Origin of the sequence: uncultured Demequina sp., from assembly GCF_913055775.1 — a bacterium.
Taxonomy (GTDB): Bacteria; Actinomycetota; Actinomycetes; order Actinomycetales; family Demequinaceae; genus Demequina.
The window spans coordinates 1-25,896 of the sequence record NZ_CAJXJX010000005.1; the positions used below are offsets into that span (position 1 = coordinate 1).

The 25,896-nt window shown below is 70.3% G+C and carries 28 protein-coding genes and 2 tRNA genes; 9 read left to right on the forward strand and 21 right to left on the reverse strand.

Going from position 1 to position 25,896, the window contains the following annotated elements; translation table 11 throughout:
• Together thiL and QZ483_RS00900 are read right to left on the reverse strand one after the other, a co-directional pair.
• On the reverse strand, positions 1-756 hold a 756-nt coding region (thiL, locus tag QZ483_RS00895; RefSeq protein ID WP_297081100.1), incomplete at its 3' end, for a thiamine-phosphate kinase.
• Positions 757-771: 15 nt separating this feature from the next.
• Positions 772-2,136, reverse strand: coding sequence for an MATE family efflux transporter (locus QZ483_RS00900; RefSeq protein WP_297081101.1), 1,365 nt, complete (start codon positions 2,134-2,136; stop codon positions 772-774).
• A 243-nt stretch (positions 2,137-2,379) separates the two neighbouring features.
• On the opposite strand from QZ483_RS00900, the gene QZ483_RS00905 reads away from it, so the two are divergent.
• On the forward strand, positions 2,380-2,844 hold the full coding sequence (locus QZ483_RS00905) for a DUF3515 family protein (protein ID WP_297081102.1): 465 nt from the start codon (positions 2,380-2,382) through the stop codon (positions 2,842-2,844).
• On the opposite strand, the gene QZ483_RS00910 is transcribed toward QZ483_RS00905, so the two are convergent.
• The 4 genes from QZ483_RS00910 to murA are packed head-to-tail and all read right to left on the reverse strand — an operon-like array spanning position 2,841 to position 6,969.
• Entirely contained in the window at positions 2,841-3,941 is a 1,101-nt protein-coding gene (locus tag QZ483_RS00910; RefSeq protein ID WP_297081103.1) for a D-alanine--D-alanine ligase family protein, read from the reverse strand. The genes QZ483_RS00905 and QZ483_RS00910 overlap by 4 nt on opposite strands.
• Position 3,942: 1 nt before the next feature.
• Positions 3,943-4,944, reverse strand: coding sequence for an NAD(P)H-dependent glycerol-3-phosphate dehydrogenase (locus QZ483_RS00915; protein WP_297081104.1), 1,002 nt, complete (start codon positions 4,942-4,944; stop codon positions 3,943-3,945).
• Positions 4,941-5,654: a 1-acyl-sn-glycerol-3-phosphate acyltransferase gene (locus QZ483_RS00920; protein WP_297081105.1), complete on the reverse strand. Its 714-nt coding sequence runs from the start codon at positions 5,652-5,654 to the stop codon at positions 4,941-4,943. Before QZ483_RS00920 ends, QZ483_RS00915 begins: the two co-directional genes overlap by 4 nt.
• 4 nt (positions 5,655-5,658) lie before the next feature.
• Positions 5,659-6,969 carry a UDP-N-acetylglucosamine 1-carboxyvinyltransferase gene (gene murA, locus QZ483_RS00925; protein WP_297081106.1) on the reverse strand — a complete coding sequence of 437 codons (1,311 nt, stop codon included), beginning with the start codon at positions 6,967-6,969 and terminating at the stop codon, positions 5,659-5,661.
• Between the two features lie 74 nt (positions 6,970-7,043).
• On the opposite strand from murA, the gene QZ483_RS00930 reads away from it, so the two are divergent.
• Positions 7,044-7,943 (forward strand): PfkB family carbohydrate kinase, encoded by a 900-nt coding sequence (locus QZ483_RS00930; protein WP_297081107.1) that lies wholly within the window; start codon positions 7,044-7,046, stop codon positions 7,941-7,943.
• Here QZ483_RS00930 and QZ483_RS00935 read toward each other — a convergent pair.
• From QZ483_RS00935 to leuC, 3 genes are read right to left on the reverse strand one after another with little or no spacing between them, the layout of a single operon-like run.
• Positions 7,924-8,790 carry a type II CAAX prenyl endopeptidase Rce1 family protein gene (locus QZ483_RS00935; protein WP_297081108.1) on the reverse strand — a complete coding sequence of 289 codons (867 nt, stop codon included), beginning with the start codon at positions 8,788-8,790 and terminating at the stop codon, positions 7,924-7,926. The genes QZ483_RS00930 and QZ483_RS00935 overlap by 20 nt on opposite strands.
• Before the next feature lie 52 nt (positions 8,791-8,842).
• The gene (gene leuD, locus QZ483_RS00940) at positions 8,843-9,484 is read right to left on the reverse strand and encodes a 3-isopropylmalate dehydratase small subunit (protein ID WP_297081109.1); all 642 of its coding nucleotides are present in this window, start codon (positions 9,482-9,484) and stop codon (positions 8,843-8,845) included.
• Between the two features lie 11 nt (positions 9,485-9,495).
• Positions 9,496-10,929: a 3-isopropylmalate dehydratase large subunit gene (leuC, locus tag QZ483_RS00945; RefSeq protein WP_297081110.1), complete on the reverse strand. Its 1,434-nt coding sequence runs from the start codon at positions 10,927-10,929 to the stop codon at positions 9,496-9,498.
• Positions 10,930-10,995: 66 nt separating this feature from the next.
• Here leuC and QZ483_RS00950 point away from each other — a divergent pair, with 66 nt between their 5' ends.
• Positions 10,996-11,715: an IclR family transcriptional regulator gene (locus QZ483_RS00950; protein ID WP_297081111.1), complete on the forward strand. Its 720-nt coding sequence runs from the start codon at positions 10,996-10,998 to the stop codon at positions 11,713-11,715.
• A gap of 83 nt (positions 11,716-11,798) precedes the next feature.
• Positions 11,799-12,350 (forward strand): hypothetical protein, encoded by a 552-nt coding sequence (locus QZ483_RS00955; RefSeq protein ID WP_297081112.1) that lies wholly within the window; start codon positions 11,799-11,801, stop codon positions 12,348-12,350.
• Between the two features lie 7 nt (positions 12,351-12,357).
• On the opposite strand, the gene QZ483_RS00960 is transcribed toward QZ483_RS00955, so the two are convergent.
• Genes QZ483_RS00960 through QZ483_RS00975 form a run of 4 tightly spaced genes read right to left on the reverse strand, consistent with a single transcriptional unit; the run spans position 12,358 to position 14,034 of the window.
• Positions 12,358-12,726 carry a roadblock/LC7 domain-containing protein gene (locus QZ483_RS00960; protein ID WP_297081113.1) on the reverse strand — a complete coding sequence of 123 codons (369 nt, stop codon included), beginning with the start codon at positions 12,724-12,726 and terminating at the stop codon, positions 12,358-12,360.
• Complete coding sequence (locus QZ483_RS00965) at positions 12,723-13,112, reverse strand: roadblock/LC7 domain-containing protein (RefSeq protein WP_297081114.1); 390 nt, start codon at positions 13,110-13,112, stop codon at positions 12,723-12,725. The genes QZ483_RS00960 and QZ483_RS00965 overlap by 4 nt, the downstream gene beginning before the upstream one ends.
• Complete coding sequence (locus tag QZ483_RS00970) at positions 13,109-13,663, reverse strand: ATP/GTP-binding protein (protein ID WP_297081115.1); 555 nt, start codon at positions 13,661-13,663, stop codon at positions 13,109-13,111. Before QZ483_RS00970 ends, QZ483_RS00965 begins: the two co-directional genes overlap by 4 nt.
• Before the next feature lie 26 nt (positions 13,664-13,689).
• Complete coding sequence (locus QZ483_RS00975) at positions 13,690-14,034, reverse strand: hypothetical protein (RefSeq protein WP_297081116.1); 345 nt, start codon at positions 14,032-14,034, stop codon at positions 13,690-13,692.
• 450 nt (positions 14,035-14,484) lie between these two features.
• Between QZ483_RS00975 and QZ483_RS00980 the strand changes: the two genes are divergently transcribed.
• A complete protein-coding gene (locus tag QZ483_RS00980; RefSeq protein ID WP_297081117.1) occupies positions 14,485-14,958 on the forward strand; it encodes a thiol-disulfide oxidoreductase DCC family protein in 474 nt (157 codons plus the stop codon).
• 14 nt (positions 14,959-14,972) lie between these two features.
• Here QZ483_RS00980 and QZ483_RS00985 read toward each other — a convergent pair.
• Positions 14,973-15,045: transfer RNA gene (locus QZ483_RS00985), tRNA-Glu, on the reverse strand.
• Between the two features lie 143 nt (positions 15,046-15,188).
• Here QZ483_RS00985 and QZ483_RS00990 point away from each other — a divergent pair.
• Both QZ483_RS00990 and QZ483_RS00995 read left to right on the forward strand, forming a co-directional pair.
• Positions 15,189-16,235, forward strand: a complete 1,047-nt coding sequence (locus tag QZ483_RS00990) for a serine hydrolase (RefSeq protein ID WP_297081118.1) — start codon at positions 15,189-15,191, stop codon at positions 16,233-16,235.
• Positions 16,236-16,361: 126 nt separating this feature from the next.
• Positions 16,362-18,527, forward strand: coding sequence for an ATP-dependent Clp protease ATP-binding subunit (locus QZ483_RS00995; RefSeq protein WP_297081119.1), 2,166 nt, complete (start codon positions 16,362-16,364; stop codon positions 18,525-18,527).
• Here the strand turns inward: QZ483_RS00995 and QZ483_RS01000 are convergent.
• From QZ483_RS01000 to QZ483_RS01030, 7 genes are all read right to left on the reverse strand, one after another.
• Entirely contained in the window at positions 18,524-19,276 is a 753-nt protein-coding gene (locus tag QZ483_RS01000) for an ankyrin repeat domain-containing protein (RefSeq protein ID WP_297081120.1), read from the reverse strand. The genes QZ483_RS00995 and QZ483_RS01000 overlap by 4 nt on opposite strands.
• A gap of 173 nt (positions 19,277-19,449) precedes the next feature.
• A tRNA-Gln gene (locus tag QZ483_RS01005) sits at positions 19,450-19,524 on the reverse strand.
• 103 nt (positions 19,525-19,627) lie between these two features.
• Positions 19,628-20,650 carry a hypothetical protein gene (locus QZ483_RS01010; RefSeq protein WP_297081121.1) on the reverse strand — a complete coding sequence of 341 codons (1,023 nt, stop codon included), beginning with the start codon at positions 20,648-20,650 and terminating at the stop codon, positions 19,628-19,630.
• 65 nt (positions 20,651-20,715) lie between these two features.
• The gene (locus QZ483_RS01015) at positions 20,716-21,423 is read right to left on the reverse strand and encodes an HAD family hydrolase (protein ID WP_297081122.1); all 708 of its coding nucleotides are present in this window, start codon (positions 21,421-21,423) and stop codon (positions 20,716-20,718) included.
• Complete coding sequence (locus QZ483_RS01020) at positions 21,420-21,974, reverse strand: GNAT family N-acetyltransferase (protein ID WP_297081123.1); 555 nt, start codon at positions 21,972-21,974, stop codon at positions 21,420-21,422. The genes QZ483_RS01015 and QZ483_RS01020 overlap by 4 nt, the downstream gene beginning before the upstream one ends.
• The gene (gene gltX / locus QZ483_RS01025) at positions 21,971-23,476 is read right to left on the reverse strand and encodes a glutamate--tRNA ligase (RefSeq protein ID WP_297081124.1); all 1,506 of its coding nucleotides are present in this window, start codon (positions 23,474-23,476) and stop codon (positions 21,971-21,973) included. Before gltX ends, QZ483_RS01020 begins: the two co-directional genes overlap by 4 nt.
• Positions 23,473-24,258 (reverse strand): fumarylacetoacetate hydrolase family protein, encoded by a 786-nt coding sequence (locus QZ483_RS01030; protein ID WP_297081125.1) that lies wholly within the window; start codon positions 24,256-24,258, stop codon positions 23,473-23,475. Before QZ483_RS01030 ends, gltX begins: the two co-directional genes overlap by 4 nt.
• 64 nt (positions 24,259-24,322) lie before the next feature.
• Between QZ483_RS01030 and QZ483_RS01035 the strand changes: the two genes are divergently transcribed.
• Positions 24,323-24,796, forward strand: a complete 474-nt coding sequence (locus QZ483_RS01035) for a ClbS/DfsB family four-helix bundle protein (RefSeq protein WP_297081126.1) — start codon at positions 24,323-24,325, stop codon at positions 24,794-24,796.
• Positions 24,793-25,896 carry a heparan-alpha-glucosaminide N-acetyltransferase domain-containing protein gene (locus tag QZ483_RS01040; protein ID WP_297081127.1) on the forward strand — a complete coding sequence of 368 codons (1,104 nt, stop codon included), beginning with the start codon at positions 24,793-24,795 and terminating at the stop codon, positions 25,894-25,896. The genes QZ483_RS01035 and QZ483_RS01040 overlap by 4 nt, the downstream gene beginning before the upstream one ends.

The window sequence follows — 25,896 nt, forward strand, 5'->3', positions numbered from 1 at the left end:
CAGCGCATCGGCTGTCCGCTGTGCTGCCTCATGGACAGGCACGGCGGCGGACTCGAGCGCAATCGTCACCTCTGACGCCCGCGCGATGCGACCAGCGTCGCGGGCGAGCCCGTCGGACAGGTCCATCATGGCCGTCGCGCCGTGCAGCGCAGCCTCGAGCCCCGCCCCCAAGCGCGGCCGCGGCCGCAGGAACAGCCCGATGGCCTCCTCGTCGACGCGCGAGCCCTCGATGAGCTGCTCGTAGCCGGCCCTCGCCGCGCCGAGCTCGCCTGACACCGCGACGACGTCCCCGGCCACAGCATCGGCCCGCGTGATGGGCTCCGTGCCGTGGGTCTCCCCCAGCGCCGTGACGGCGACCACGACCTCGCGGCTGCCCGAGAGGTCGCCGCCCACGACACCCACGCCGTGCGGCTCGCACGCCTCGCGCAGACCGTCGGCGAGTCCCAGGACCCAGTCGACGGGCGTCGACGCAGGCGCGCAGAGCGTGACCTCCAGGGCCGTGGGGACGGCGCCCATCGCGTCGATGTCTGCCAGGTTCTGCATCGCGGCGCGCCACCCCACGTCTGCGCCGGTGGACCACTCGAGGCGGAAGTGCCGGTCCTGCACCAGGACGTCGGAGCTCACCACCAGGTGACCGTCGACGGACAGCACTGCGGCGTCGTCTCCGGGCCCCAGAATCTCCGCATCCGTGGTGGGCAGCCGCGGCGCGAACAGCCTGATCAGCGCGTCCTCGCCCATGTCTCCGATGGTGGTCATGGGATGAGCCTACGGTCACGTCTCGGCTGTGCTGAGCCATCCGCGCGTGCGGCTGAGGCGCCAGTAGGCAATCCCCAGGAAGACACCGCGCGCGACGTTGAGGGCGGTGAACGCGGCCCAGAGCCAGTCATTGTCCGGCGCTCCCGTGATCCATGTGGGGATCAGGAACGTGGGCAGGTACACGCCGATCACGGCGACGAGCATGGTGTTGCGCATGATCCGCGACTGCCCCGTGCCGATGAAGACGCCGTCGAGCTGATACGCCGCGACCGAGATCAGCGGCAGCCACGCCGCCCAGTGGTAGTACTGCGCCGTTGTCGCCGTGAGGTCGGGCAGGTCCGTCATGAGCGCGATGAACTGGTCCTGCGCGATCAGGAACACGGCGGTGAAGGCTCCCGCGATCCCGAGCGCCGGGAGCGTGGCGGCGGCGTTGGCCCGGTGGAACTCGTCGAGGTCGCGCGTGCCCAGCGCCTTCGCGCTCATGGCCTCCGCAGCATGCGCGTAGCCGTCGAGGCCGTAGCTCGCGAGCAGGGTCAGCTGGAGCAGGATCGCGTTCGCGGCGAGCACGTCCTCGCCAATGCGACCTCCGGCTGCCGTGAGGAACGTGAGGGCGACGTACAGCAGGGTCGTGCGGATCGCGAGGTCCGCGTTCATCGTGAGCAGGGCGCGCCAGCGGCGGCGCAGTCCCTGGCCCCGCCAGCGCCGCAGGCGGGAGCGCGGGTCGGGATCGAGGAAGCGCCACAGCAGCACCGCGGCGAGCACGAGTCCCACCCACTCGGCAGCCATCGTGGCCCAGGCGGCGCCCTGGGCACCCCAGCCCAGGCCTGCCACGAACCACACGTCGAGCCCCAGGTTCAGGACGTTGACGACGATGGCGATCGCGAGTGGTCGGCGCGTGTCCTGAGCGCCGATGAAGTACCCGGTGATGACCAGCGTGCCGAGCACGGCAGGCAGCGAGTGGACGCGGATCTGCGCGTACGCGGTGGCGAGCTCGCGCACCTCGCCGGCCGGCGCGACGATGCCCATGACGAGGGGCAGTAACACCCACTGGAGGATCAGGACTGCTGCCGCCAGCGCGCCGGCGAGAAGCAGGCTGCGCTGCAGGTGGGCGATCGCGTCGAGCGGACGGCCGGCGCCAATGGTGCGGCCCACCAGGCTCGTGGTGCCCAGGCGCAGGAAGGACAGCACCCAGTACGCGGCCGAGAGGACGATCGAGCCGGCCGCGACCGCGCCCAGGTTCTGGGTGTCGGAGAAGTGGCCCAGCATCGCGGTGTCGACCAGTCCCACGAGAGGCACGGACACGTTCGCGACGATCAGCGGCCACGCGAGAGCGAACGCCCGACCATGCGGGAGGCCGGTGAGCAGCGCGCGTCGGGTCACCGGGCAAGGCTACGCGGTGGCTGCGGTGCTGGCGTCACCACTCCCGCCCCACCGCACGCGCCCGGTCTCCTACCGGTTCTGCACACGGCAGTGACTGCTGGTGTGCGTGGTGCACCTGATAGCTCCCACGCGTCACGCGGGCCACGCGAGCACCAGCCGTGTGCAGAACCGGTAGAGCGGAGCGCCGATGCGCTGGCCGCGTGACCGTCCTGGGTGGCAGTGACGCGCAACTAGGCTGGGGACATGCTACGCCGCGCCGCCATCCTCGTGCTGGGCGCGCTCGCGGCGCCCCTGCTCGCGGGGTGCGGTCATCCCTACGTGGTCGACCCTGCGCCGTACTCCGCCGACCCCGACTGCGCACGGGTGATGCTCGCCGTGCCGGATGTCGTGGGCGGCCTCGACAAGCGCGGCACCACCTCCCAGGCGACGCAGGCATGGGGAGACGAGTTCGAGATCGTCGCGCGCTGCGGCGTCGAGCCGCCTGGCCCCACGACCGAGCAGTGCATCTCCGTGTCGACGCCCGCCGCGGACGTCGACTGGCTCGTGCGGGAGGAGGACGATGCCTGGGTCGCCGTGACGTTCGGCCTTTCCCCCGCGCTCGAGCTCACCATCCCCCAGGCCCGTGCGGACGAGGCCGTGGGAGAAGTGCTGGCCGAGCTGTCGCCCTCCGCAGCCCTGGCGCCGAGCAACGGGCTCGAGTGCAGCTAGCGCAGCCCCGTCGGGCGTGACAGCGCTCCGCGCAGCAGCGTCTCCACCAGGTCGGGGTATCCCACGCCGGCGGCAGCCCACATGCGCGGGTACATGCTCGTCTCGGTGAAGCCAGGCATGGTGTTGATCTCGTTCACCGTGACCGCTCCGTCTTCGCCCACAAAGACGTCCACGCGTGCCAGGGACTCCGCCCCGACGGCGGTGAATGCCCGCACCGCAACATCGGCGACGGTGGCGGCGACGTCGTCGGGAAGCTCGGTCGGGCACCGCAGGTCCACCGCGGCCTCGTCGAGATACTTGGCGTCGAAGTCGTAGAACTCGTGGTCGCCGCCGGTGATGATCTCGCCCGCCGGCGATGCCACCACGCCGTCGGGCGTCGCCAGCACCGCGGTCTCGATCTCGCGGCCCACGACGCCGCGCTCGATCAGCACCTTGGGGTCGTGCTTGACCGCCTCCGCGAGCGCGGCATCGAGCGCATCCCAGTCCGACACCTTGGAGATCCCCATCGAGGACCCTGCGCGCGCGGGCTTCACGAACACGGGCAGGCCCAGGGCCTCGATCTCCGGCCGCCGGGCCGCCACGGTCTCGCCCGGCGCCAGGACCACATCCGGCGTGACGGGGAGCCCCGCGCCGCGCAGCGCGGTCTTCATGTACTGCTTGTCCATGCCCATCGCGGACGCGAGCACGCCCGAGCCCACGTAGCGCGTGTCGACCAGCTCGAGGGCCCCCTGCAGCGTGCCGTCCTCGCCGAACGGCCCGTGCAGCAGCGGGAAGACCACGTCGACCTCGCCGAGCACGGTGACCGTGCCATCCGGCTCGAGCACACGCCAGGTGCCCTCCCCCGCCACGTGCGGCGGCAACACCGTGCGCGGGCCTTCGGCCACGCGCGGAAGGCGGCCGTCCTGCAGGCGCCAGTCCCCCGCATCGGCCGATGCGGGCACCCAGCGACCGTCGCTCGTGATGCCGACGGCGATGACGTTCCAGCGCTCGCGGTCGATCGCGCCGAGGACGCCGCCCGCGGTCGCACAGGAGACGCCGTGCTCGGACGAACGGCCGCCGAAGAGCACGGCGACCGTTGGCTTGAGCGCGTCCGTCACGTCAGGTCAGCTCCGCCTTGCGGGGCCGGGACAGGAGCCTTCTGACCACGTCGCCGATGGGCTCGCCGTGGTGCAGCATGTCGACCACCGCGTCGCAGATCGGGACGTCGACCCCGTGCTCGCGCGCCAGCTCCTGGATCGACAGCGACGTCTGCACGCCCTCGGCGGTGCCGCCCGTGCGCTCGATCGCCTCGGGGAGCGTCGCCCCGGTGCCGAGGTGCTTGCCGAGAGTGTGGTTGCGCGACAGCGGCGATGCGCAGGTCGCGATGAGGTCGCCCATGCCGGCGAGCCCCGAGAACGTGTCCGGGTGGGCGCCGATCGCGACGCCCAGCCGGGTGATCTCCGTCAGCCCGCGCGTGATCACGGTCGCGGTCGTGTTGTGACCGAAGCCCAGCCCGTCCGTGACGCCCACGCCCACGGCGACGACGTTCTTGAACGCGCCGCACAGCTCGACTCCGGCCACATCCGGGTTGGTGTAGGGCCGGAAGTAAGAGGAGGCGGTCGCCGCTGCCAGCATCTCGGCGGCATCCGTGTTGGTGCCCGCCACCACGGTCGCGGTGGGCTGCTTCACGGCGATCTCACGGGCGAGGTTGGGTCCGGAGACCACGAGGACCCGGTCCTCCGGCAGGTCCCACACGTCGCGCAGAACGGTGCTCATGCGCTGGTGGGTGCCGACCTCGATGCCCTTCATGAGCGAGGCGACCACCGCGTTCGACGGCACCGCGTCCTCGAGATCGCCGATGATGCCGCGCACCTTCTGGGCGGGAAGCGCGACCGCGACGACGTCGGCGCCCTCGAGCGCCTCGCGGGCGTCGGTGGTGGCGCGGATCCCCTCGGGCAGGTCCATGCCCGCGAGGAAGCGATCGTTGCGCCGCTCGCCATTGATCTGGTCGACCACGTCGGCATCGCGACCCCACAGCAGTGCCTCGGTCCCGGCGTCCGCCAGCACTGCGGCGAACGTCGTGCCCCACGCACCGGCACCCAGAATGGCTGCCCGGGTCATCGGCCGCCTCCGTCCTTGCGCATGTCCCACGGCTTCGTGGGAGCGGTCTCGCCGCGGATCTCCTCGAGCATGGAAGTCAGCGTAGTCATGATGCGGTCCGTGGCCGAACGGAGGACGCCGATGTCGAGACCCTGGCCACGGAACTCGCTCAGGTCGACCGGCGGGCCCGCGGTCATCGTGATCGTCTTGCGCGGGAACAGGTCGGGCTTCTTGCCGTACGGCGCGAGCAGCTCGTGGGCACCCCACTGCGCGATGGGCACGACGGGCACGTCGTGCTCGAGCGCCATCCGAGCGGCCCCCGTGCGCGCCAGCATGGGCCACATTGCGGGGTCCCGGGTCAGCGTGCCCTCGGGGAACACGGCGATGGAGTCGCCACGCTGCAGCAGCGTGACCGCGGCGTCCACCGCGTCCTTCGCGCGGGAAGAACCACGATGCACGGGCACCTGGTCGAGGCCCTTGAGCGCGCGGCCCGCGATGGGGATGTCGAAGAGCGACGCCTTCGCGAGGAAGTGCGGGGCGTAGCCGTGGTCGTAGAGGAAGTGCGCGAAGGTGAACGGGTCCGCGTAGGACACGTGGTTCGACACCGCGATGAAGCCCTGGTCGGTGGGCAGGTTCTCGCCTCCGCGCCACACGCGCTTGGTCGTGGCGAGCAGGACCGGCTTGACCAGGACTGCCGCAGCGCGGAAGCCTCCGGGGATCGAGGGTGCCATGCGCCTACTCGACAGAGGCTCCGAGCGCCGCCAGCTTGTCGCGGAAGCTCTCGTACCCACGATCGATGATGCCGATGCCGGACACCGTGGACGTTCCCTCGGCCGCCAGCGCCGCGATGAGGTGCGAGAAGCCGCCGCGCAGGTCGGGCACCTCGATGTCGGCCGCCTTCAGCGGCGTGGGCCCGGAGATCACGGCCGAGTGGAGGAAGTTGCGCTGGCCGAACCGGCAGCGGTTGTCCCCCAGGCACTCGCGATAGAGCTGGACGTGCGCGCCCATCTTGACGAGCGCCTCGGTGAATCCGAAGCGGTTCTCGTAGACCGTCTCGTGGACGATGCTCAGGCCCTTCGCCTGCGTGAGGGCCACCACGAGCGGCTGCTGCCAGTCGGTCATGAACGCCGGGTGCACATCGGTCTGGAGTGGGATCGAGTTGAGGTCGCCGCCGGGGTGCCAGAAGCGGATGCCCTCGGGGTTGACCTCGAACTCTCCCCCGACCTTGCGGAAGACGTTGAGGAACATCCCCATGGTGCGCTGCTGCGCGCCGTGGACCAGGATGTCGCCTCCGGTCGCGAGGGCCGCGGACGCCCACGAGCCGACCTCGATGCGGTCGCCGAGCGACGTGTGGTCGTACCCGCGCAGGGTCTCGACGCCCTCGATGGTGATCGATCGATCCGTGTCGACCGAGATGATCGCCCCCATCTTCTGGAGGGTGTCGATGAGGTCCTTGATCTCGGGCTCGACAGCCGCGTTGTCGAGCCGGGTGATGCCATGGGCCAGGACGGCCGTCAGCAGCAGCTGCTCGGTCGCACCCACCGACGGGTAGTCGAGCGTGTGCTTGATCCCGTGGAGGCCGCGCGGCGCCGTGAGGTGAAGGCCGTCGCCGGCCTGCTCCACCACTGCGCCGAACTTCTGCAGGATCTCCAGGTGGAAGTCGATGGGACGGTCACCGATGCGGCAGCCGCCCAGGTCGGGAATGACGGCTTCGCCCAGACGGTGCAGCAGCGGTCCGCACAGCAGGATCGGGATGCGGCTCGACCCCGCGTGCGTCGCGATCTGCAGCGCGTCGGCGGGCTGCAGGTCCGACGTGTCCGCGATGAGGACGCCGGAGGCGACGTCGTAGTTCACGTCTGCGCCGTGGAGCCGGAGGAGCTCGGACACGACCTTGACGTCGCGGATGTCGGGAACGTTGCGCAGCGTCGATGCCGTGGAGCCCAGCAGCGCGGCGACCATGGCCTTCGACACGAAGTTCTTGGCGCCGCGCACGGAGATCTCTCCGCGCAAGGGCACGCCGCCGTGCACACGAATGGAGTCGGTCATGCCTCCATCTTCCCCTATGTGGGCTCCGCAGCCCGCATCCGCGCTTTGCGCGCGACCCGTGACACCATGACCGCATGCCCCCCGAACCCCCGCGCGCACTCTTCGCGGGACTCACCACGCTGGACGTCATTCACTCGGTCGACCGGCTTCCCGCTCCCAACCAGAAGGTCGTCGCGCTCGAGCACACCGTCGCCGCAGGCGGGCCTGCCACGAACGCGGCCGTCGCGTTCGCGCACCTGGGAGGCTCTCCCACGCTCGCGACCCGCCTCCCCGACCATGCGCTGACCACCGTGATCGTCGATGACCTCGCCGCGACCGGCGTCGCCCTCCACGACGTCGGCGGCGCGGACGGGCCGCCCGTGACCGCGTCGATCCTGGTGACCCGAGGCACCGGCGAGCGTGCCGTGATCTCTCCCACCGCATCGGCCGTCGCCACGCCAACCGGGACCCCGGACCTTCCCCCGCTCGAGGGCACCCGCGCCGTCCTGGTCGATGGCTACCACCCCGACGTGGCGATCCCTCTTGCCCGGGCGGCGCGCGCATCGGCCGTACCAGTGATCATGGACGCGGGCAGCCTCAAGCCCCACTCCGCGGACGTCGCGCGCGAGTGCGACCTGGTGATCGCGAGCGCGGACCTCACCTCGCCAGATGGCTCCGGCGACCCCGGTGACGTGTTCGCGTGGCTGGAGTCGCTGGGCGTCGCGAGCGCCGCGATCACGCGCGGCGGCGGCTCCATTCTGTGGCGCTCAGGCCGATCGGACGGCGAGGTCGCGGTCCCGCGCACCGATGTGGTCGACACGCTGGGCGCCGGCGACTTCTTCCACGGCGCCGTGGCGTTCCGCATCGCGAGCCTGGGCTGGGATCCGGCCCGGCTCGCGGAGGACCTGGCATGGGCGGCCGATGCAGTGGCTCCGTCGCTGCGCTCGTTCGGCACGCGCGCGTGGCTGGGTGAAGTCAGCGCGCAGGAACGGTGACGAAGATGTCGAACAGGACCGGGTGGTGCGCGTGCACCAGCACGGCGAACACCACCGCGTCGAACAGCAGGTGCACCGCCACGACGTAGGGCAGTGACTTGAAGCGCGAGAAGATCCACGCCTGGACCAGGGCGAACGGGATGGTCAGCAGCGGCCCCCACTCGCGGTAGCCCAGCTCCCACAGGAAGGACACGAACACCGTGGCCTGCAGGACGTTCGCGAGCGCCATCGGGAAGTGGCGCATCAGCAGCGCGAACACCGTGCAGATGAAGAACAGCTCGTCCCAGATCCCCACCGCGTTGACGCCCACGAACAGCCGGCCGATCTCGTTCGCGCCCGTGATCTCCGGCCAGTTCTGATACGCGCCGGAGCCGATGAAGTAGAACGGCAGGATCAGGTAGCCCGCCACGATGACGACGCCCAGGTAGATCCATTGCGCGCGTGACCAGCGCTTGCCCGTGAACATCGGGAACTTCACGGCGTCGTGCTTCAGCCAGTAGCGCGCGAGCGCCCACGGCACCAGGACTGCCCCGCCCAGCGCGAGGGTGAAGCCCAGCATCCCGCTGTTCGAGAGGTCGGCCTCGAGAGAGATGACCGAGATGATCAGCTGGCCCAGCGCGATGAGCGTCAGGTCCTTCGCGAGTGCCCGATCGACGGCGAAGGCCAGAGCGACGCCCAGCACCAGCGGGACGTAGCCGAGCGGCCTCACGTGCACCGCGAACAGCAGCACGGCGGCGCCGCACACCAGCACCGCAGCGCCGATGCGCGCGGAAGTTCTCGCGTCCCATCCCAGGGCGGGGATGGCCGATGCGCGGGTCGCCTCGCGATGCTCGTTCGCCCTGGTCATGGAGACGAGTGTGGCACGGCGGGGGTTCGCGACCTCCGAGCTGCGCTGGGCGTCAGGCGTCGACGGGGCGGGCGGCCTCGATCTCGACCTTGGGCTCCGTCTTGGCAGGCAGCGTCTTCGGGCGCCACGAGCCGCGGGTCTTCTCGAACTCCGTGATGTCACCCTCGTTCTGGAGGGTCAGGCCAATGTCGTCCAGGCCCTCCATCAGGCGCCAGCGCACATAGTCGTCGATCTCGAAGGGCACGGTGAGTTCGCCGCACGTGACGGTGCGGTCCTCGAGCGAGACCGTGATCTCCTTGCCGGGCTCGGTCTCGAGCAGCTTCCACAGCAGCTCGACGTTCTCCTGGCTGACCACGGCGGCGAGCAGGCCCTGCTTGCCGGAGTTGCCGCGGAAGATGTCCGCGAAGCGGCTCGCGATGACGACCTTGAAGCCGTAGTCGTTGAGGGCCCACACGGCGTGCTCGCGGGACGAGCCGGTGCCGAAGTCAGGACCCGCGACCAGCACCGATCCGGCCTTGTAGGCGGGCTGGTTGAGGATGAAGGACTCGTCGCCGCGCCACGCCGCGAACAAGGCGTCGTCGAAGCCCGTCTTGGTGACGCGCTTGAGGTAGACCGCAGGGATGATCTGGTCGGTGTCGACGTTCGAGCGGCGCAGCGGGACGCCGATGCCGGTGTGGGTGGTGAACTTCTCCATGGCGGCTCTCCTTACGCTCCGGCGCCGACCAGCAGGTCCGCGCCTTCCAGATCGGCGGGGCTGGACAGGGTGCCGCGCACCGCGGTGGCGGCGGCGACCAGGGGCGACACCAGGTGGGTGCGGCCGCCCTTGCCCTGGCGACCCTCGAAGTTGCGGTTCGAGGTGGACGCGCTGCGCTCCTGAGGGGCCAGCTGGTCCGGGTTCATCCCCAGGCACATCGAGCAGCCGGCGTTGCGCCACTCCGCACCGAAGTCCTTGAAGATCTGGTCGATGCCCTCGGCCTCGGCCTGGAGGCGCACGCGCGCCGAGCCGGGCACCACGAGCATGCGGGTGTTCGGGGCCTTGGTGCGGCCCTGGATGATCTCCGCCGCAGCGCGCAGGTCCTCGATGCGGCCGTTGGTGCACGAGCCCAGGAAGACGGTGTCGATCGCGATCTCGCGCAGCGGCTGGCCGGGCGTGAGCCCCATGTACTTGAGGGCGTTGACGGCGGCCTCGCGCTCGTCGGCGTCGGCGATCTCGTCCGGGTTGGGGACGGCGGCGCTGAGCGGCAGGCCCTGGCCGGGGTTGGTGCCCCAGGTGACGAAGGGCTCCAGGTCGGCCGCGGCGAGGTTCACCTCGGCGTCGAACACGGCGTCCTCATCAGTGGTCAGGGTCTTCCAGTACGCGACAGCGTCCTCCCAGTCCTGACCCTCGGGGGCGTGCGGGCGGCCGTGCACGTAGTCGAACGTGGTCTGGTCCGGAGCGATCAGGCCCGCGCGGGCGCCGGCCTCGATGGACATGTTGCAGATGGTCATCCGCGCCTCCATCGACAGGCTGCGGATCGCCTCACCGCGGTACTCGAGCACGTAGCCCTGCCCGCCGCCGGTGCCGATCTTGGCGATGACGGCCAGGATGATGTCCTTCGCGCTCGTGCCCTCCGGCAGTTCGCCGTCGACGTTGATCGCCATGGTCTTGAAGGGCTTGAGCGGCAGCGTCTGGGTCGCGAGCACGTGCTCGACCTCCGAGGTGCCGATGCCGAACGCCAGCGCGCCGAACGCGCCGTGCGTGGAGGTGTGCGAGTCGCCGCAGACCACGGTCATGCCGGGCATCGTCAGGCCCAGCTGCGGGCCGACGACGTGGACGACGCCCTGGTCCGCGTCACCCAGCGAGTGAATGCGGATGCCGAACTCCTGGGCGTTCGAGCGCAGCGTGTCGATCTGCGTGCGGCTCGTGAGGTCCGCGATGGGCTTGTCGATGTCGAGCGTGGGGGTGTTGTGGTCCTCGGTCGCGATGGTGAGGTCGGGGCGACGCACGGGCCGGCCAGCCAGGCGCAGTCCCTCGAAGGCCTGCGGGCTGGTCACCTCGTGGCACATGTGCAGGTCGATGTAGATGAGGTCGGGCGCGCCGTCCTCTCCCTTGCGGACCAGGTGGTCGGCCCACAGCTTCTCCGCCAGCGTGGTTCCCATGGCTACCTCCGTGCTGTCTCTCTCACACCGTAGACATCTCACATTTTGAGACGCTAGTATCGCTCTATGGACAATCATAGCGGCGTCGGCGTCGTTGACAAGACGGCAGCCATTCTCGCAGTTCTCGAGAACGGACCGGCGACTCTCGCCGAGCTCGTCACCTCCACGCACCTCGCGCGGCCCACCGTCCATCGTCTCGCGCTCGCGCTCGAGCACCACCACCTGGTGGGGCGCGACTCGACCGGCGCGTTCGTCCTGGGCCGCCGCTTCGCCCAGCTCGCCGCGTCGGTGGGCGAGGACCGTCTGGTCTCCGCTGCACTGCCCGTGCTCACCACGCTCCGCGACCGCACCGGGGAGTCCAGCCAGCTGTACCGCCCGCACGGCGAGCAGCGCATCTGCATCGCCTCCGTCGACCGCCCCGTGGGACTGCGCGACTCGATTCCTGTCGGCACCACCATGACGATGGCCGCCGGCTCTGCCGCGAAGGTGTTGCTCGCCTGGGAGGAGCCCGAGCGAATGCACGCGGCGCTGGCCCGCTCGCGGTTCACGGCGTCGGACCTCGAGCAGGTCCGCACCCGCGGCTTCGCGGAGAGCGCGGGCGAGCGCGAGGCGGGCGTGAGCTCGGTCTCTGCGCCCGTGTGGGGCACCGCCGGCACGGTCATCGCGGCGGTGTCCATCTCCGGCCCCATCGAGAGGCTCACCACCTCCCCCGCCTCCTCCCACGCATCGGCCGTGGTCGACGCGGCGCGTCAGCTCAGCGACGTCCTGCGCCGTTCCGAGAACTGACCACCGGCCGGGCCCCGGGCCCGGCCGAGATTCAGGACCTTGGTCCCTGCGCGCGCCCGCGCGCACGGGTGTAGACCGGTCATATGGACGCTGTGGTCGTATTCGAGTCGATGTGGGGCAACACCGCAGCGATCGCGCGCGCCATCGCAGCCGGGCTCGGAGGCGATGCGGTCGCACTGACGACCGACGCCGCCACCCCCGCCGTGATCGAGGCGAGCCGCCTCGTGGTGGCCGGAGCACCCGTGCACGCGCTCAACCTCCCCACGGAGGCGACGCGAGAAAGCGCGAGTGCCAAGAGGCAGGGCGAGCACGGGCTCGCCGCCGATGTCACCCATCCGCCCATGCGCGAGTGGCTCGAGGGCCTGCCGCGCGGACCGCGGAAGTATGCGGCTTACGAGACACGGATCCGGGGTCCGCTGGGCCATGGCGCGGCGCGCGCGATCGCTCGACACTTCCTCGACCTGGGGTACACCGAGCTCGAGGAGCCGCGCGGGTTCACCGTCGCGCTCACGACGCGCTCCTCCGACCCCGCCGCGCTGCTGCTGCCGGGTCAGGAGGAGGAGGCGCGACGCTGGGGCGCCCACCTGCGAGCGGTGCTCGACCGCGTCGCGGCGGCCCCGTCAGCCGGCGCGTGATGCCGCTCTATGCGGCCGCAAGGTCACGGGCGATACGCTCTGACACCCGCCTGACCGTCGGGTAGATGCTGTCCGCCGGGCCACCGGTCTGAGCGAGCACCACGAGCAGGAGGCTCTCGTTGATCCGGCGTGTGATGATCTGTCGATCGTGACCGTAGATGACCGCGCCTTGAGTCTCGTCGAGACCCAAGGCGCGTGCGGCGAGGTCGACGATGCCGGCGAGCGACGCCGCTGAGGCAGCGGCCCGTTCGCGATCCTCAAGCACACCGTCATCGATGACCGCGGCTCCGTCGACCCGGGCCACGATCACGCGCTCCACGCCGCCACGGGCCCGCAGCTCCTCCACGTGCAAGGCACATGTCTTGCGCTCTGTCATCCCGTGGACACCGCGGCACCTGAGAGCGTGCGCAGGCGCTCGGCCTCCAGCCGGACGGCACCTGACGCGTGCGCGACGGCATCATCGGAGGTCCCTTCGATCAGAATGCCCAGCAGGTGGCCGCCGTCGATGGGTGTCACGATCAAGGTGCCACGCTCACCGCCAACGGCGGATACTCCGGCAGCGCCGAGCCCGAAAGCGCGCGTCGAGGTGGCGGCGAGGCCCACGATCGCCGCGGTGATTGCCGCGCCGCCGTCACGCGCCTCGAGCGGGACATCGTCGTACATGGCGATCCCGTCCGTGCGCGCCACGATGACGCGCTGGACTCCAGAAACCGTCTGGCGTACTCGCGCCGCGGCGAGCAGACCGTGCTTGGCGATGATCACGACATCACCTCGTGGGGCGAGACGGAGAGCGCGAGGGAACGCTCCGCGACGCGAGAGAGCACCGCGCGCGCCTGGTCCGGCACACGCGGGTCGCAGGCCATCACACACTCAGGAGGGACTCCAACGAAGTCGCTCAGCTGCCCCGCAGTCAGCACCGTCGGGTCCCACCGGTTCGCGGCGAGCACCAGCGGCAGGCCGGGGGCGATGGCTTGGAACCGGCGCGCGATCCCCTTCGCTTGAGCCTGCGACTGGAGGCGGCTGACGTCGACGAGCAGCACGTAGCCGGCCATGCCCCGGGCCAGGAGCGGCCACATGAAGCTGAACCGCTCCTGCCCCGGAGTGCCGAACAGCGTGACGATGCGCTGCGTTCCGGAGACCTCGATGCGCGCAGTTCCGTGGTCCATCGCGACCGTGGTCTGCTCTTTGAGCCGTGCCGTCTCATCGGAAACGGCACGTTCCGAGCCGATGGCGTCGGGGCATGCGCTGCGGACGAACGTGGTCTTGCCGGAGCCAAACGGCCCGGCCACCACGATCTTCATCACCGGTGTCATGTCGCTGTGCGATCGTCGCGGCGTCTTCAGATCTCGAGCGCCTGCTCGACACCCTGCAGCTGGCGGCGGGCCATCGCGAGGTTCGAGCGACCACGGTCCAGCGCGACGTAGATGAAGAGCCCGTGCCCGTTGGGTGCGGTCACCAGTCGGATCAGGTGGATCTGCGAGCCCAGAGTGATGAGGATGTCCTCGATCTTGTCGTTGAGGCCCAGCGAGTCCATCACTCGCATCTTCGCGCGGACCACCTCGGTGTTGCCTGCAGCCGCGACCTCGAGATCGATGCCCGACCCGGCCGTCGCCAGTGTCATCCCGCTGTCGTAGTCGACGAGGGCCGCGCCGATCGCGCCCTCGATGCTCATCACGCTGGTCATGCTCTCGTTGGCGTTCGCCATCTCTGTTCCCTCCCAGGATTCTGTCCACTCGGACTGTCACTGTTCGCTCCATAGGCGCGCGCGGATTGGCGCGCCTGCCCAATGAAAAAGCGCCGGCTCCGAAACGGGCCTGGCGCTGTGGGCGCACCCACGGTGCGCACGAACTCGGACACGTTACGTGCTCGCTGGGCATTTCCGCTAGAGGTGCAAGTGTGGGATTGATCACGGAATAAAACGGCTGGTATCCCGGGCTGTGAGCGAGTGTTGAGAATTGTCTGCTTTGCCCCGGAACGCGCATTCTCAGCGCTCGCTTGAGGCCACTTCGCCTGAAGAACAAAACATTACCATTTGCGGGAATGCTACGCGCGTGGATGTGCCGAGAGCGCATACGGCCACGATTCTTCACAGCGGCACACTCTCTGAACGCCATGCGCCACGTACGCTGAATGGATGGACTCGCACGCGCGCTCGATCATTATGTTCGACGGCGACTGCGGGCTGTGCAACGGATTCATCGCGTGGCTGATCCGCCGCGACCGCCACGAGCGCTTCCTGATCGCGGGCAGCGCGGGCGAGGTCGGGGCGGCCGCGCTCGAGACCGCTGGCCTCTCGACGGAGATGGCGGCATCGACGCTCGTGCTCGCCCGCGGCGACCAGCCACGCCTGCGGTCCGATGCGGTGGCGGCGATCGCGGCCGAGCTGCCGTGGCCCTGGCGGGCCGCATCGGCAATCCATTGGCTGCCACGCGCGTGGCGCGACGGCGTCTACAACGCGGTTGCGAAGCGCCGGCCATACCGCCCGGCCGAGGATCCTGCGTGCGGAACGCCGCCGCCCGAACTGGTCGCAGCGTGGCGCGCGCGGCTGGCAACTCTCGCCGACGTGGAAGCCCTCGGATACGAGAAAACTCCCCACCGATCACGGTGAGGAGTTTCACGAAGTAGCCCCGACGGGATTCGAACCCGCGCTACCGCCTTGAGAGGGCGGCGTGCTAGGCCGCTACACAACGGGGCCCTAGCTGTCCGCCCTTCCCTGCGGCGAACGCGAGACACGATGATAGCCCATCGATCGGGCATTGCGCCAATCGCCCTCGCGCAGGAGGCTCGTCGTTCGCGCGGCCGATGCGCGCGGGTTCCGTTGCCAGGAAGGATCGTCGCATGGACATCGACTCCGCACCCTCCCAACTCGACCGCATCGCCGCCAAGGCGGCGGCTGATCGCGACTCCTCAGGAGTGCGATTCTCCGTGCGCATGCCGGGCCTCGAATGGTCGTGGCTCGACCCCGACGCTCACCAGCAGTACTTCATTGCGTCGATCACGAAGTTGTTCACCGCGGCGATCGTCTTTCAGCACATCGATGAGGGCCGCTATACGCTGGATACCCCCGCTGACGCGCTCCTTCCCGGCGGCACGCTTGCAGGACTCCAGGGCTCAGGGGCCACGGACCGGAGCCACGAGGTCACGGTCCGCCACCTCCTGGGCCACACGTCCGGGATCCCCGACTACTTCGAGGACGCCCGGCCCAGCGAGCGGCCCATCCTCGAGGAGCTCCTGCGCGGGGACCGCACCTGGACGCCGGTCGACGCGCTCGACATGGTGCGCGGCCGCCAGCCGTCCCGGCCACCGGGCGCCGACGGTCGGGCCCACTACTCCGACACCAACTATCAGTTGCTCCAGTTGATCATCGACGAGCAGGACGGCACGTACCGGGCCGCCGTGGCCGAGCGGGTCTGCGAGCCGCTGGGTCTCGAAGCCACGTGGGTCTTCGGCGCCGACACGATCGAACGCTACGACGAGGTCGAGCCCGTCCACTACGGCGAGGGAGCACTCAGGATTCCCCAGGCCATGGCGTCGTTCGGCGCGGACGGCGGGATCGTCTCGACCGCCGACGAGCAGCTCGACTTCCTCCAGGCGTTCATGGGAGCGCGCCTGTTCTCTCGCGACCTGCTCCAGCAGGCCACGCATGGCTTCCGACCCATGTTCTTCCCCCTCAGCTACGGCCTGGGCGTCATGCAGTACCGCCTGCCGCGCGCCTTCTCGCCGTTCTCGCCCATGCCGCCGCTCGTGGGGCACTCGGGCGCCACGGGTTCGGTGCTGTTCCACGACCCGGACCGCGAACTGTTCATTGCGGGCGCGATCAACCAGCTGCGCCGCCGGTCACAGGGCTTCAAGGTGCTGTCGCGCATCGAGCGCGCGCTCCGCTGACCCTCCTACCGCCGCTGCCTCGTGCACCAGCGGGCCTCCTCTTGCCGTATCCACCCATCGTTATGTAAACTTGAGCGCAGGCGACTCAAGTATGGATCGCACGTCCCATCAACCAGGAGGCTCACCATGACCACGACCCCCCAGGCTCCTGACACGCAGGAGCAGCCGTCCGCGCTCGAGCAGTTCGGGCAGGACTTCACCGCGCTCGCAGAATCGGGCGACCTCGATCCGGTCATCGGCCGCGACGAGGAGATCCGTCGCGTCATGCAGGTGCTGACGCGTCGCACCAAGAACAACCCCGTCCTCATCGGCGAGCCCGGCGTCGGCAAGACGGCGATCGTCGAGGGGCTGGCTCAGCGCATCGTTGCCGGCGACGTCCCGTCCTCCCTCAAGGACCGCCGCGTCATCGAGATCGCCATGAGTTCGGTCGTGGCGGGCGCGGCCTACCGCGGCCAGTTCGAGGAGCGCCTCAAGGCGATCCTCGCGGAGGTCGAGGAGGCCGAGGGCCGGATCATCCTGTTCGTCGACGAGCTCCACACCATCGTGGGTGCGGGCAAGGCCGACGGCAGCGTCGACGCGGGCAACATCCTCAAGCCCATGCTCGCTCGAGGCAAGCTCCGCATGATCGGCGCCACGACCCTCAATGAGTACCGCGAGCACGTCGAGACCGACAGCGCGCTCGAGCGCCGCTTCCAGCCCGTCTACGTGGGAGAGCCCAGCATCGAGGACACGGTCGCGATCCTGCGCGGACTGCAGGAGAAGTACGAGGTCCATCACGGCGTCAAGATCACGGACGAGGCCATCGTGGCGTCCGCGCGCCTGTCGGACCGCTACATCTCCGACCGGTTCCTGCCCGACAAGGCCGTAGACCTGATCGACGAGGCCACGAGCGCGCTCAAGATGCAGCTCGACTCCATGCCCATCGAGCTGGACCGGGCGCGCCGCCGCATCATGCAGCTCGAGATCGAGCGGACCCAGGTCGCGAAGGACAAGTCCGACCACGCGAAGGCCCGCCGCGAGGAGATCGACCGCGACATCGCGCGACTGCGCGACGAGTCCGACGCATTGAACATGCGCTGGGCCCGCGAGAAGGACCTCATCGTGCGGGTCTCCGCCGCGACCGAGCGACTGGAGTCCCTCCGCGGCGAGCTCGACCGCGCCGAGCGACTGGGCGAGCTGGAGAAGGCGGGACGCGTCCGCTACGGCGAGATTCCTGCCGCGGAGCAGGAGATCGCCGATGCGCGTGCGGAGCTGGAAGGCATCGCCGCGGACGAGCGCATGCTCCGCGAGGAGGTCACGGGCGAGGACATCGCCGGCGTGGTCGCCAAGTGGACGGGCGTGCCTGTCGAGAAGCTGCTGACGGACGAGTCCGCGAAGCTCGGCCACCTCGAGGACCGGCTCCACGAGCGGGTGGTCGGGCAGGAACGCGCCATCCAGTCCGTGTCCGACGCCATCCGTCGGGCGCGCGCCGGAATCGCCGACGAGCACCGCCCCATCGGGTCCTTCCTGTTCCTCGGCCCCACGGGCGTGGGCAAGACGGAGCTGGCACGGGCCCTCGCGGAGCAGCTGTTCGACGACGAGCGAGCGATGGTGCGCATCGACATGTCCGAGTACATGGAGTCGCACGCGGTGTCCCGCCTGATCGGCTCGCCCCCGGGCTACGTGGGCTATGACCAGGGCGGTCAGCTGACCGAGGCGGTGCGCCGGCGTCCGTACTCGATCGTGCTGTTCGACGAGGTCGAGAAGGCCCACCCCGACGTGTGGAATGTGCTGCTGCAGGTGCTCGACGATGGTCGCCTCACCGACGGCCGCGGACGCACCGTGAACTTCACGAACACGATCCTCATCATGACCTCGAACCTGGGCTCCGACCGCGTGCTGGCGTGGGACGGCACGGACCGGGCGGCGCTGGAGGCCGAGCTTCAGGGTGTGCTGAGGCAGGCCTTCCGGCCGGAGTTCCTCAACCGTCTGGACGACGTGGTGGTGTTCGACCGCATCGACCCCGCAGCCATGGAGGGCATCGTCGAGACGGAGCTGGCGAAGGCGGTGCAGCGCCTGGGGGTCCAGAAGGACATCGAGCTCGACGTCACGCCTGGCCTGCGCGAGGTCCTGGCGCGCGATGGATTCGACCCGGCCTTCGGCGCACGCCCGCTCAAGCGACTGATCCAGACCCGCCTGCTCAACGAGCTCGCCCGCGAGATCGTCGACGGTCGCATCGGCGAGGGCGACGCCGTGACCGCCGGGTGGGACGGCGAGCGTGTCACGCTCGAATCGCGGGCACGACCCGCCTAGAGATCGGCGCTCGTGACGCCGCCGTGGGTCTCCAGGGCCGCGGCGGCGTCGGCGCTGCCCTGGGCCACGGCGACGTCGAGCGCGGTGTCGCCATCGAGCTCGGTGTAGTTCACGGAGGCGCCGCCGATCACCAGAAGCTCAACCACCTCCGGGCGGTCCCAGTAGGCCGCGAAGAACAGCGCCGTCGCTCCGAACTCAGGATTGGCGAGGTCGACGGGGGCTCCCTCCTCGAGCATGGTCTGCAGCGCCTCAAGGTTCCCGCTGTACGCCGCGGCGTGCAGCGGGGATGCCTTGAACGGACTCGAGTCGAAGACCTCGACAGGTGCTCCCGCCTGCAGGAGGGCGCGTGTGACGTCCGCGCCGGCGTGATCGGCGGCGAGGTGCAGAGGGGTCTCGCCGGTGCTGGACGTCGCGGTGACGTCGGCGCCCGCGGCGATCAGGGCGGCGACCATCGCGGAGTCATCACGGACGACGGCTGCCGAGAGCGCGCTGGCCCCTCCCCCGATGTCTGCATTCGGGTCCGCGCCGGCGTCGAGCGCGAGACTCACGGTCGCGGCGTCCCCGGACTGGATCGCCGCGCCGAGCTGCTCGTCGAGCGGCCGATCATCGAGCGCGGCGGCGGATTCTGACGGAGAGGGTAAAGCGAGAGCCTGATCCAGATCCGCATCAGCGGCGCCGTCCGAGCTGGTGCAGCCGGCCAGCAGCAGCACTCCTGCTACGGCGCCGACGGTGATGGTGGCAGGGCGCACGGGAACCTCCCTGGGTTGGGTGGCTCCAGGGTGGAGCCGCGGGAGGGGCCGTAGGAGGCGGTCGCGGGACCGTGACCTTTTCGTGACATCGGCCGATGCGCGGGCACGCGGCGATGGTCTGCGGCATGTGCGTTCGGGCATGAAAAAAAGCCCGCCGGAGCGGGCTTTCTTGCTGGCTGGCCTACCTGGACTCGAACCAAGACTAACGGAACCAGAAACCGTCGTGCTGCCAATTACACCATAGGCCAACGGGTCCGGCGGGGCCGGAACCGCGGCCGGACTGCGAAGCCCGACCGGCGCACTACTCTACCGTGATTTGAGCGTGCGACCAAAACGCGGTGGCCCGCGCAGTCACGATGCGCAGATGCGGGTCGTGAGCGCCGCGAGCACGACGGACGCGACGTCGGCTCCGGGAGCAGTTCCTGCCGTGGGATCAGACCCGAGACCACCGGTCGTCGCCACCTGGAACGTGCGCTCGCCGCACGTGAGAGGCTCTCCGGCTGCGACTCCCTCGGGGATCAGGTGCGCGGCCGAGGCCGATGCTCGCACGAGCAGCGCCTCGCCGTCTGACGTCAGCCCCGCGATGTCCACGAACGCCTCCGTCTCGACTGCGGGCTCCACGATCCAGATCAGGTCGCGCGCGACCGCGGCCTCGACGCGCGCCGGCAGGTCGCCCCATGACCCGGGCTCCGCCGCGGCAGGCGGCACCCCGACCAGGGCCTCGGAACGCAGCGCTGCGACGGGATCGCTCTCGAGCGCCATCATCTGCGCCACGTACGCGATGAATGCCTGGTCCCGTCTCGCCGCTTCGACCGCCGCGCTCACGGCCTCCTCGTTCTCGATGTACAGCAGCAGGTAGGGCGGGGTGCACCCGCCGTGGGCGAAGCGGGTCGCGAGCGCGGCGTCCCACACCGCCTGATCGGCGGACGACAGCGCGGCGCGCGTGTGCGCGTTCCGGAGCTCGGCAGACGCGAAGTCGCCCACGGCAGCCATCGGCTCGATCTCCAGCAGGCCCGCGATGGCGGCGAGCCGCACCGAGTCACGCCGCGGATCGGGCTCATAGGCGTAGCCCCTGTCACCCATGCACTCGGCCGTGGCCAGCTCGTCCAGCCAGTTGTCGTGGAGGATGAAGACCTGTTGCCTCGCGTCGAGGATCGCGACGGGTTCTGGTTCGACGCGCTCGATCCGGTCGGGCGCAGGCTCCTCGGTGCCGTCGCTCGCCACGCCATCGGCGATGAGGAGAGTGGCCCCGGCCGCGAGCACGCCCCCGACCCACGCGGCGACTCGGCGCACGCGGTTCGGCGCGCGCGCCCGCCGAGCCCGCGGTGCACGCGGGTCGCGCACCTCGATCTGCTCGACCTCGATGGTCTCCATGGCCCTCCAGGGGGCCGATCGCTCCCCCCTCGCACCCTACGCCCGGGCTTCGGGGAACGCGCTGGCTAGGTCGCGAGCACCCGGTCGAGCGAGGCGACCACGACAACCCCTGCCGCTTCGAGGGCTTCGTGGTCCACCGCGCCTCGCCGCGTGCCGGGCCGGTCGAGCCAGATGCCTGTGAGCCCCGCACCTACGGCCCCGACGGCGTCGACATCGGGCTCGTCGCCCACGTACGCCACGTCCCCGGGCGCGAGATTCAGGCGGCGGCAGCCCTCGAGGAAGACGCGCGCGTCCGGTTTTCCCACGCCAAACGTGTCGACACCGGCGAAGACCTCGACGCCCGCGAGCCCGCACGCCGCGAGCTTCAAATCCTGGTACGCCACGGCGGCATTGGTGACCGCTCCGTAGGGAACCCCGGCGGCGTCAAGACGGTCGAGCAGCGGCACCGCATCGGGAAACGGCCGCCACCCCTCGCGGAAATGGTGCTCGAAGCCGTCGTCCCAGATGTCGTACGCGCCGTCGTCCATGGCGGGACCGCCGAACGCGGCGTGGAGCTCGTTGGCGCGGCGCTTGCGCTGCTCGCGATGGGACATCTCTCCCCTGGTGTGAGCCCGATACCAGCCGGAGCGGTCCTCACGCCAGAAGCGCACCACCTCGTCGGGATCCAGCCCGTCCCGCAGGTACTCGTCCGCGACGCGCAGCAGCGCGTGACGGAACGCGCCGCGCGTGTCCACCAGCGTGTCATCGATGTCGAGCAGCACCCCGCGAATCACGGCCTCCCCCACCCTTCTCGCGTCAGCTCCATGTCGACCCAGGTCTCGCCGTCCTCGTCGCGCCGCCCCGTCTCCACGAAGCCCACCTTCTCGTATGCGCGGATCGCGCGCGGGTTGCGCGCGAGGACATCCAGAGTCAGGCGCGCCAGGCCCACGGTCTCGAACGCGTGCCGGCCCCCCAGCGACGTGGCCTCTGACCCCAGACCGCGCCCGTACCAGGCGGGACCGCGCAGAGCGATGCGAAAGTTCGCGCCGACCGGCGCATCGGCCGGACCGACCACGTCATTCAGCACGACCTCGCCCGCGTACTCCCCCGTCACCCGCTCGTCGATCGCCAGGTCCAGCCGTTCGGGCGCAGTGGCCCGCGACGCGACCCACGCGTCGATCTGCTCGCGCGTGAAGTCGGCGGTCGTACCGGTGAGGTCGTTGCCCTCGGCGTCGTGGACCATCTCCCAGACCGCATCGGCGTCCTCCGCGCGATAGGGCCGCAGCACGACCCGCGCGCCCTCGAGCACGGGCTTCGCCCACACCCCCAGGCCGGCTGCCGTCACAAGGTCGCGCGCAGGCGCTTGAGCCGGGCCACCGTGTGGTCGCGGCCCAGGATGTCCATCGACTCGAACAGCGGCGGCGACACCAGACGTCCGGTGACGCCCACGCGCAGCGGGCCGTAGGCGAAGCGCGGCTTGATGCCCATCTGGTCCACGAGCACCGCCTGCAGCGCCTCCTGCTGCGCGGCCGGCGAGAAGTCCTCGATGCCCTCGAGCACGTGCACCGCGGCGTCGAGCACCTCGGCGGCGTTCTCGGGCAGCTTCGCGATCGCGGCCTCGTCGTAGGGCAGAGCCTCGTCGTCCACGAAGAAGAAGCCGAGCATCCCCGGCGCCTCGCCCAGCAGGTTCATGCGGGTCTGCACCAGCGGTGCGGCCTCCGCGAGCGTCTGCTCCTCGTGCGGCGTGAGCTCGCGCACGTCGGGCGTCGTCAGGTGCCCGGACGCATGCAGGTACGGCACGAGCCTGGTGACGAAGTCACTGACGTGCAGCGCGCGGATGTGGTCGCCGTTGATGGCCTCGGCCTTCTTGAGGTCGAAGCGCGCCGGCGTGGGCGTGACGTCCGAGATGTCGAAGGCCTTCACCAACTCATCCGGCGTGAACACGTCGCGGTCGGGGCCGATGGACCAGCCGAGCAGCGACAGGTAGTTCAGCAGGCCCTCGCGGATGAAGCCGCGGTCGCGGTGCAGGAACAGGTTGGACTCGGGCGCGCGCTTGGACAGCTTCTTGTTGCCCTCGCCGGTGACCATGGGCATGTGCCCGAACTGCGGCACCTGCTCGGCGATCCCGAGCTCCACCATGGCGCGGTAGAGCGCGATCTGGCGAGGGGTCGAGGACAGCAGGTCCTCGCCGCGCAGCACGTGGGTGATGCGCATCAGCGCGTCGTCGACCGGGTTGACCAGCGTGTACAGCGGCACGCCATTGCCGCGCACGATCACGAAGTCGGGGATCGAGCCGGCCGGGAACGTCACCTCGCCGCGGATGAGGTCCGTGAACGTGATGTCCTCGTCCGGCATGCGCACGCGGATCACGGGCTGGCGACCCTCGGCGCGGTACGCGGCCTTCTGCTCCTCGGTGAGGTCGCGGTCGAAGCCGTCATAGCCGCGCTTGGGGTCGCGGCCGGCCTCGCGGTGACGCGCCTCGACCTCCTCGGGCGTCGAGAAGGACTCGTACGCGTAGCCGCCCTCGAGCAGGCGCCGGGCGACGTCCATGTGCAGGTCGTGGCGCTCGGACTGGCGGTACGGCTCATAGGGCCCGCCCACCTCGGGGCCCTCGTCCCAGTCGAGACCGAGCCACCGCAGCGCGTCGAGCAGCTGCTCGTAGGACTCCTGCGAGTCGCGCTCCGCGTCAGTGTCCTCGATGCGGAACACGAAGGTGCCGCCGTGGTGACGCGCGTGCGCCCAGTTGAACAGGGCCGTGCGGATGAGACCCACGTGCGGCGTGCCGGTGGGCGACGGGCAGAAGCGGACGCGGACCTGGGGCGCCCCACCCTCAACGACCGCGCTCATCGGCGGATCACCGGGTTGCGCAGCACACCCAGCCCCTCGATCTCGACCTCGACGATGTCCGCGTGGTTGAGCGTGGTCACCCCGGACGGCGTGCCCGTGAGGATCACGTCGCCCGGCAGCAGCGTGGTGACCTCGGAGGCCATCGACACGGCGTGCGCGACGTCGCGGATCATGTCCTTGGTGTTGCCGTTCTGCGTGAGCTCGCCGTTGATGCGCGAGCTGATCGCCGCGTCGTCCGTGTCGAGGTCCGTCTCGATCCACGGTCCCAGGGGCAGGGACGTGTCGAAGGCCTTGGCGCGGAACCACTGGTCCTCGGCGCGCTGGAGGTCACGCGCCGTGACGTCGTTGGCGCACGTATAGCCGTAGATGTACTGCTCGGCGTGCTCGGGGGCCACGTCCTTGCACAGCCGGCCGATCACGACCGCGAGCTCCGCCTCGAGCTGCACGTCCTCGGAGTACGAGGGCAGCACGATGGGGTCGTCGGGGCCGATCACCGCGGTGTTGGGCTTGAGGAAGATGATCGGCACCTCGGAGGCGGGGCCGCGGTGCGGGATCTCCTTGGCGTGGGCCTCATAGTTCTTGCCCAGGCAGATGGCCTTCGACCTCGGGATGACCGGCGCGAGCAGCCGCACGTCGTCGGTGAGCTTAACGCGCTCGCCTGTCACCTCCCCCGGCGTGTACATCGGGTCGCCGGTGAGGACCACCAACTCCTCGTTCCCTGGCTCTCCGTCGACGATCGCGTAGCGCGGCTCGTCGCCCGTCGTGAATCTGGCGATACGCATGGGCTCCAGCGTAGTGGCCGGGCAGTGGTGTCGCCGCCGGGGCCGCCGGTCGTACGATGCGAGCATGTCCCCGTCCAGCGCGGTCGCAGTCGTCGCGGACGCGCACGCGCGCCTCGCCGCGCTCCTCAGGCACGCCGACGCGCTGCCGGACCACGCGGTCGCCCCCACGTTCGCCGGGGAGCGGGTGGCGGACGTCCTGGCACACCTGCACGGCTGGCACGTGCTGTGGCTGGGATGGCTGGAGGCCGATGCGCGGGGCGAGACGCCCGCCTTCCCCGCGGAGGGCTACGGCGGGGACCGCCTCGCGGAACTGAACGCCGACATCCTCAGCCAGCACGCGCATCGGCCCTACGCCGAGCTGCGCGCGCTGCTGCTCGACAGCAACGCGGACGCGTGCGCCGCTCTGCTTTCTGCTGACGACGACAGGCTCTGGGACGCCGATGCGCGGGCATGGCTGGGCGGCCAGACGCTCGGCTCCGTCGCACACGAGTGCCTGGGCGCGCACTACGCGTGGGGCGAGGAGGCGCTGGGCGCGTGACGGGCGGGGCCCTGCGCGGGACGACGGCGCGCGATGCGATGCGCATCGACGGCCTGGACGTCGCTCGCGCGGTCGCCGTCCTGGGCATGTTCGCGGCCCACCTGGGCAACGACGGGGTCCGAGGGCCCGCCGAGGGCGCGTGGCCCTGGCTGATCGCCTCGCACGGATTCCCGTCGGCGCTGTTCGCGGTGCTCGCCGGCGTGTCGATGACGCTGATGCTGACGCGTCGGGGCACAGTCGCGGCGGTCGACGTGGATGACGTCGCGCTGGGCCGGACCCGCGTGCGCATCGCGGTGCGCGGCGGGCTGCTCATCGTGTTGGGGTTGATGCTCGAGGTGTTCGAGACGCCCATCGCGATCATCCTGCATCACCTGGGGCTGATGTTCCTGCTCGCACTGCCGGTGCTGCGGTGGCGCGCGCGCTGGCTCGTCTCGCTCGCCACGGTGCTCGCCCTGACGGGCGGCTGGATCACGCGGGTCCTGGACGGCTGGGCGACCGATGCGGGCGTCAGCGAGCTCGCCGTGGTGGACACGCTGTGGGACGGCAGCTACCCCGCCGCCACGTGGATGGCGTACATCCTCGTGGGGATCGTCGTGGGGCGCGCGGACCTGCGGTCGTGGGCCTCCAGCGCGTGGCTCGGGGGTCTGGGCGCCGTGATCTTCACCGTGACGAGCGTCGCCGCGGTGGTCCTGCGCGACGCGTGGGGTGAGAACCCCGACTGGCTGTCCTCGGAGGATCACTCGTTCACGCCCGTCGAGGCCGGCCGCAACATCGGCGCGGCGCTCGCCGTCGTCGCGGTGTGCCTCGCGATCACGCGGCTCGCGCCGCGCCTGATGTGGCCGTTGCGCGCCACGGGATCGATGGCACTCACGCTCTACACGCTCCAGGTGCTCGTCATCGCCATCGTGGGCGACTGGACGGTGCGCGAGCCGGTCAACTCCGCCCTGGTGGCGCTGTGGCTCGGGTCGATCGTGTTCGCGAGCGCGTGGAAGTTCTGGGTGGGGCCGGGGCCGCTCGAGCGGGTGCTGACTATCGCCTCGAGCGAGACCGCGGACGCGTGGGAGGACGCGCAGTCTCGCCGGAACGCCCGCTCTCGCTGA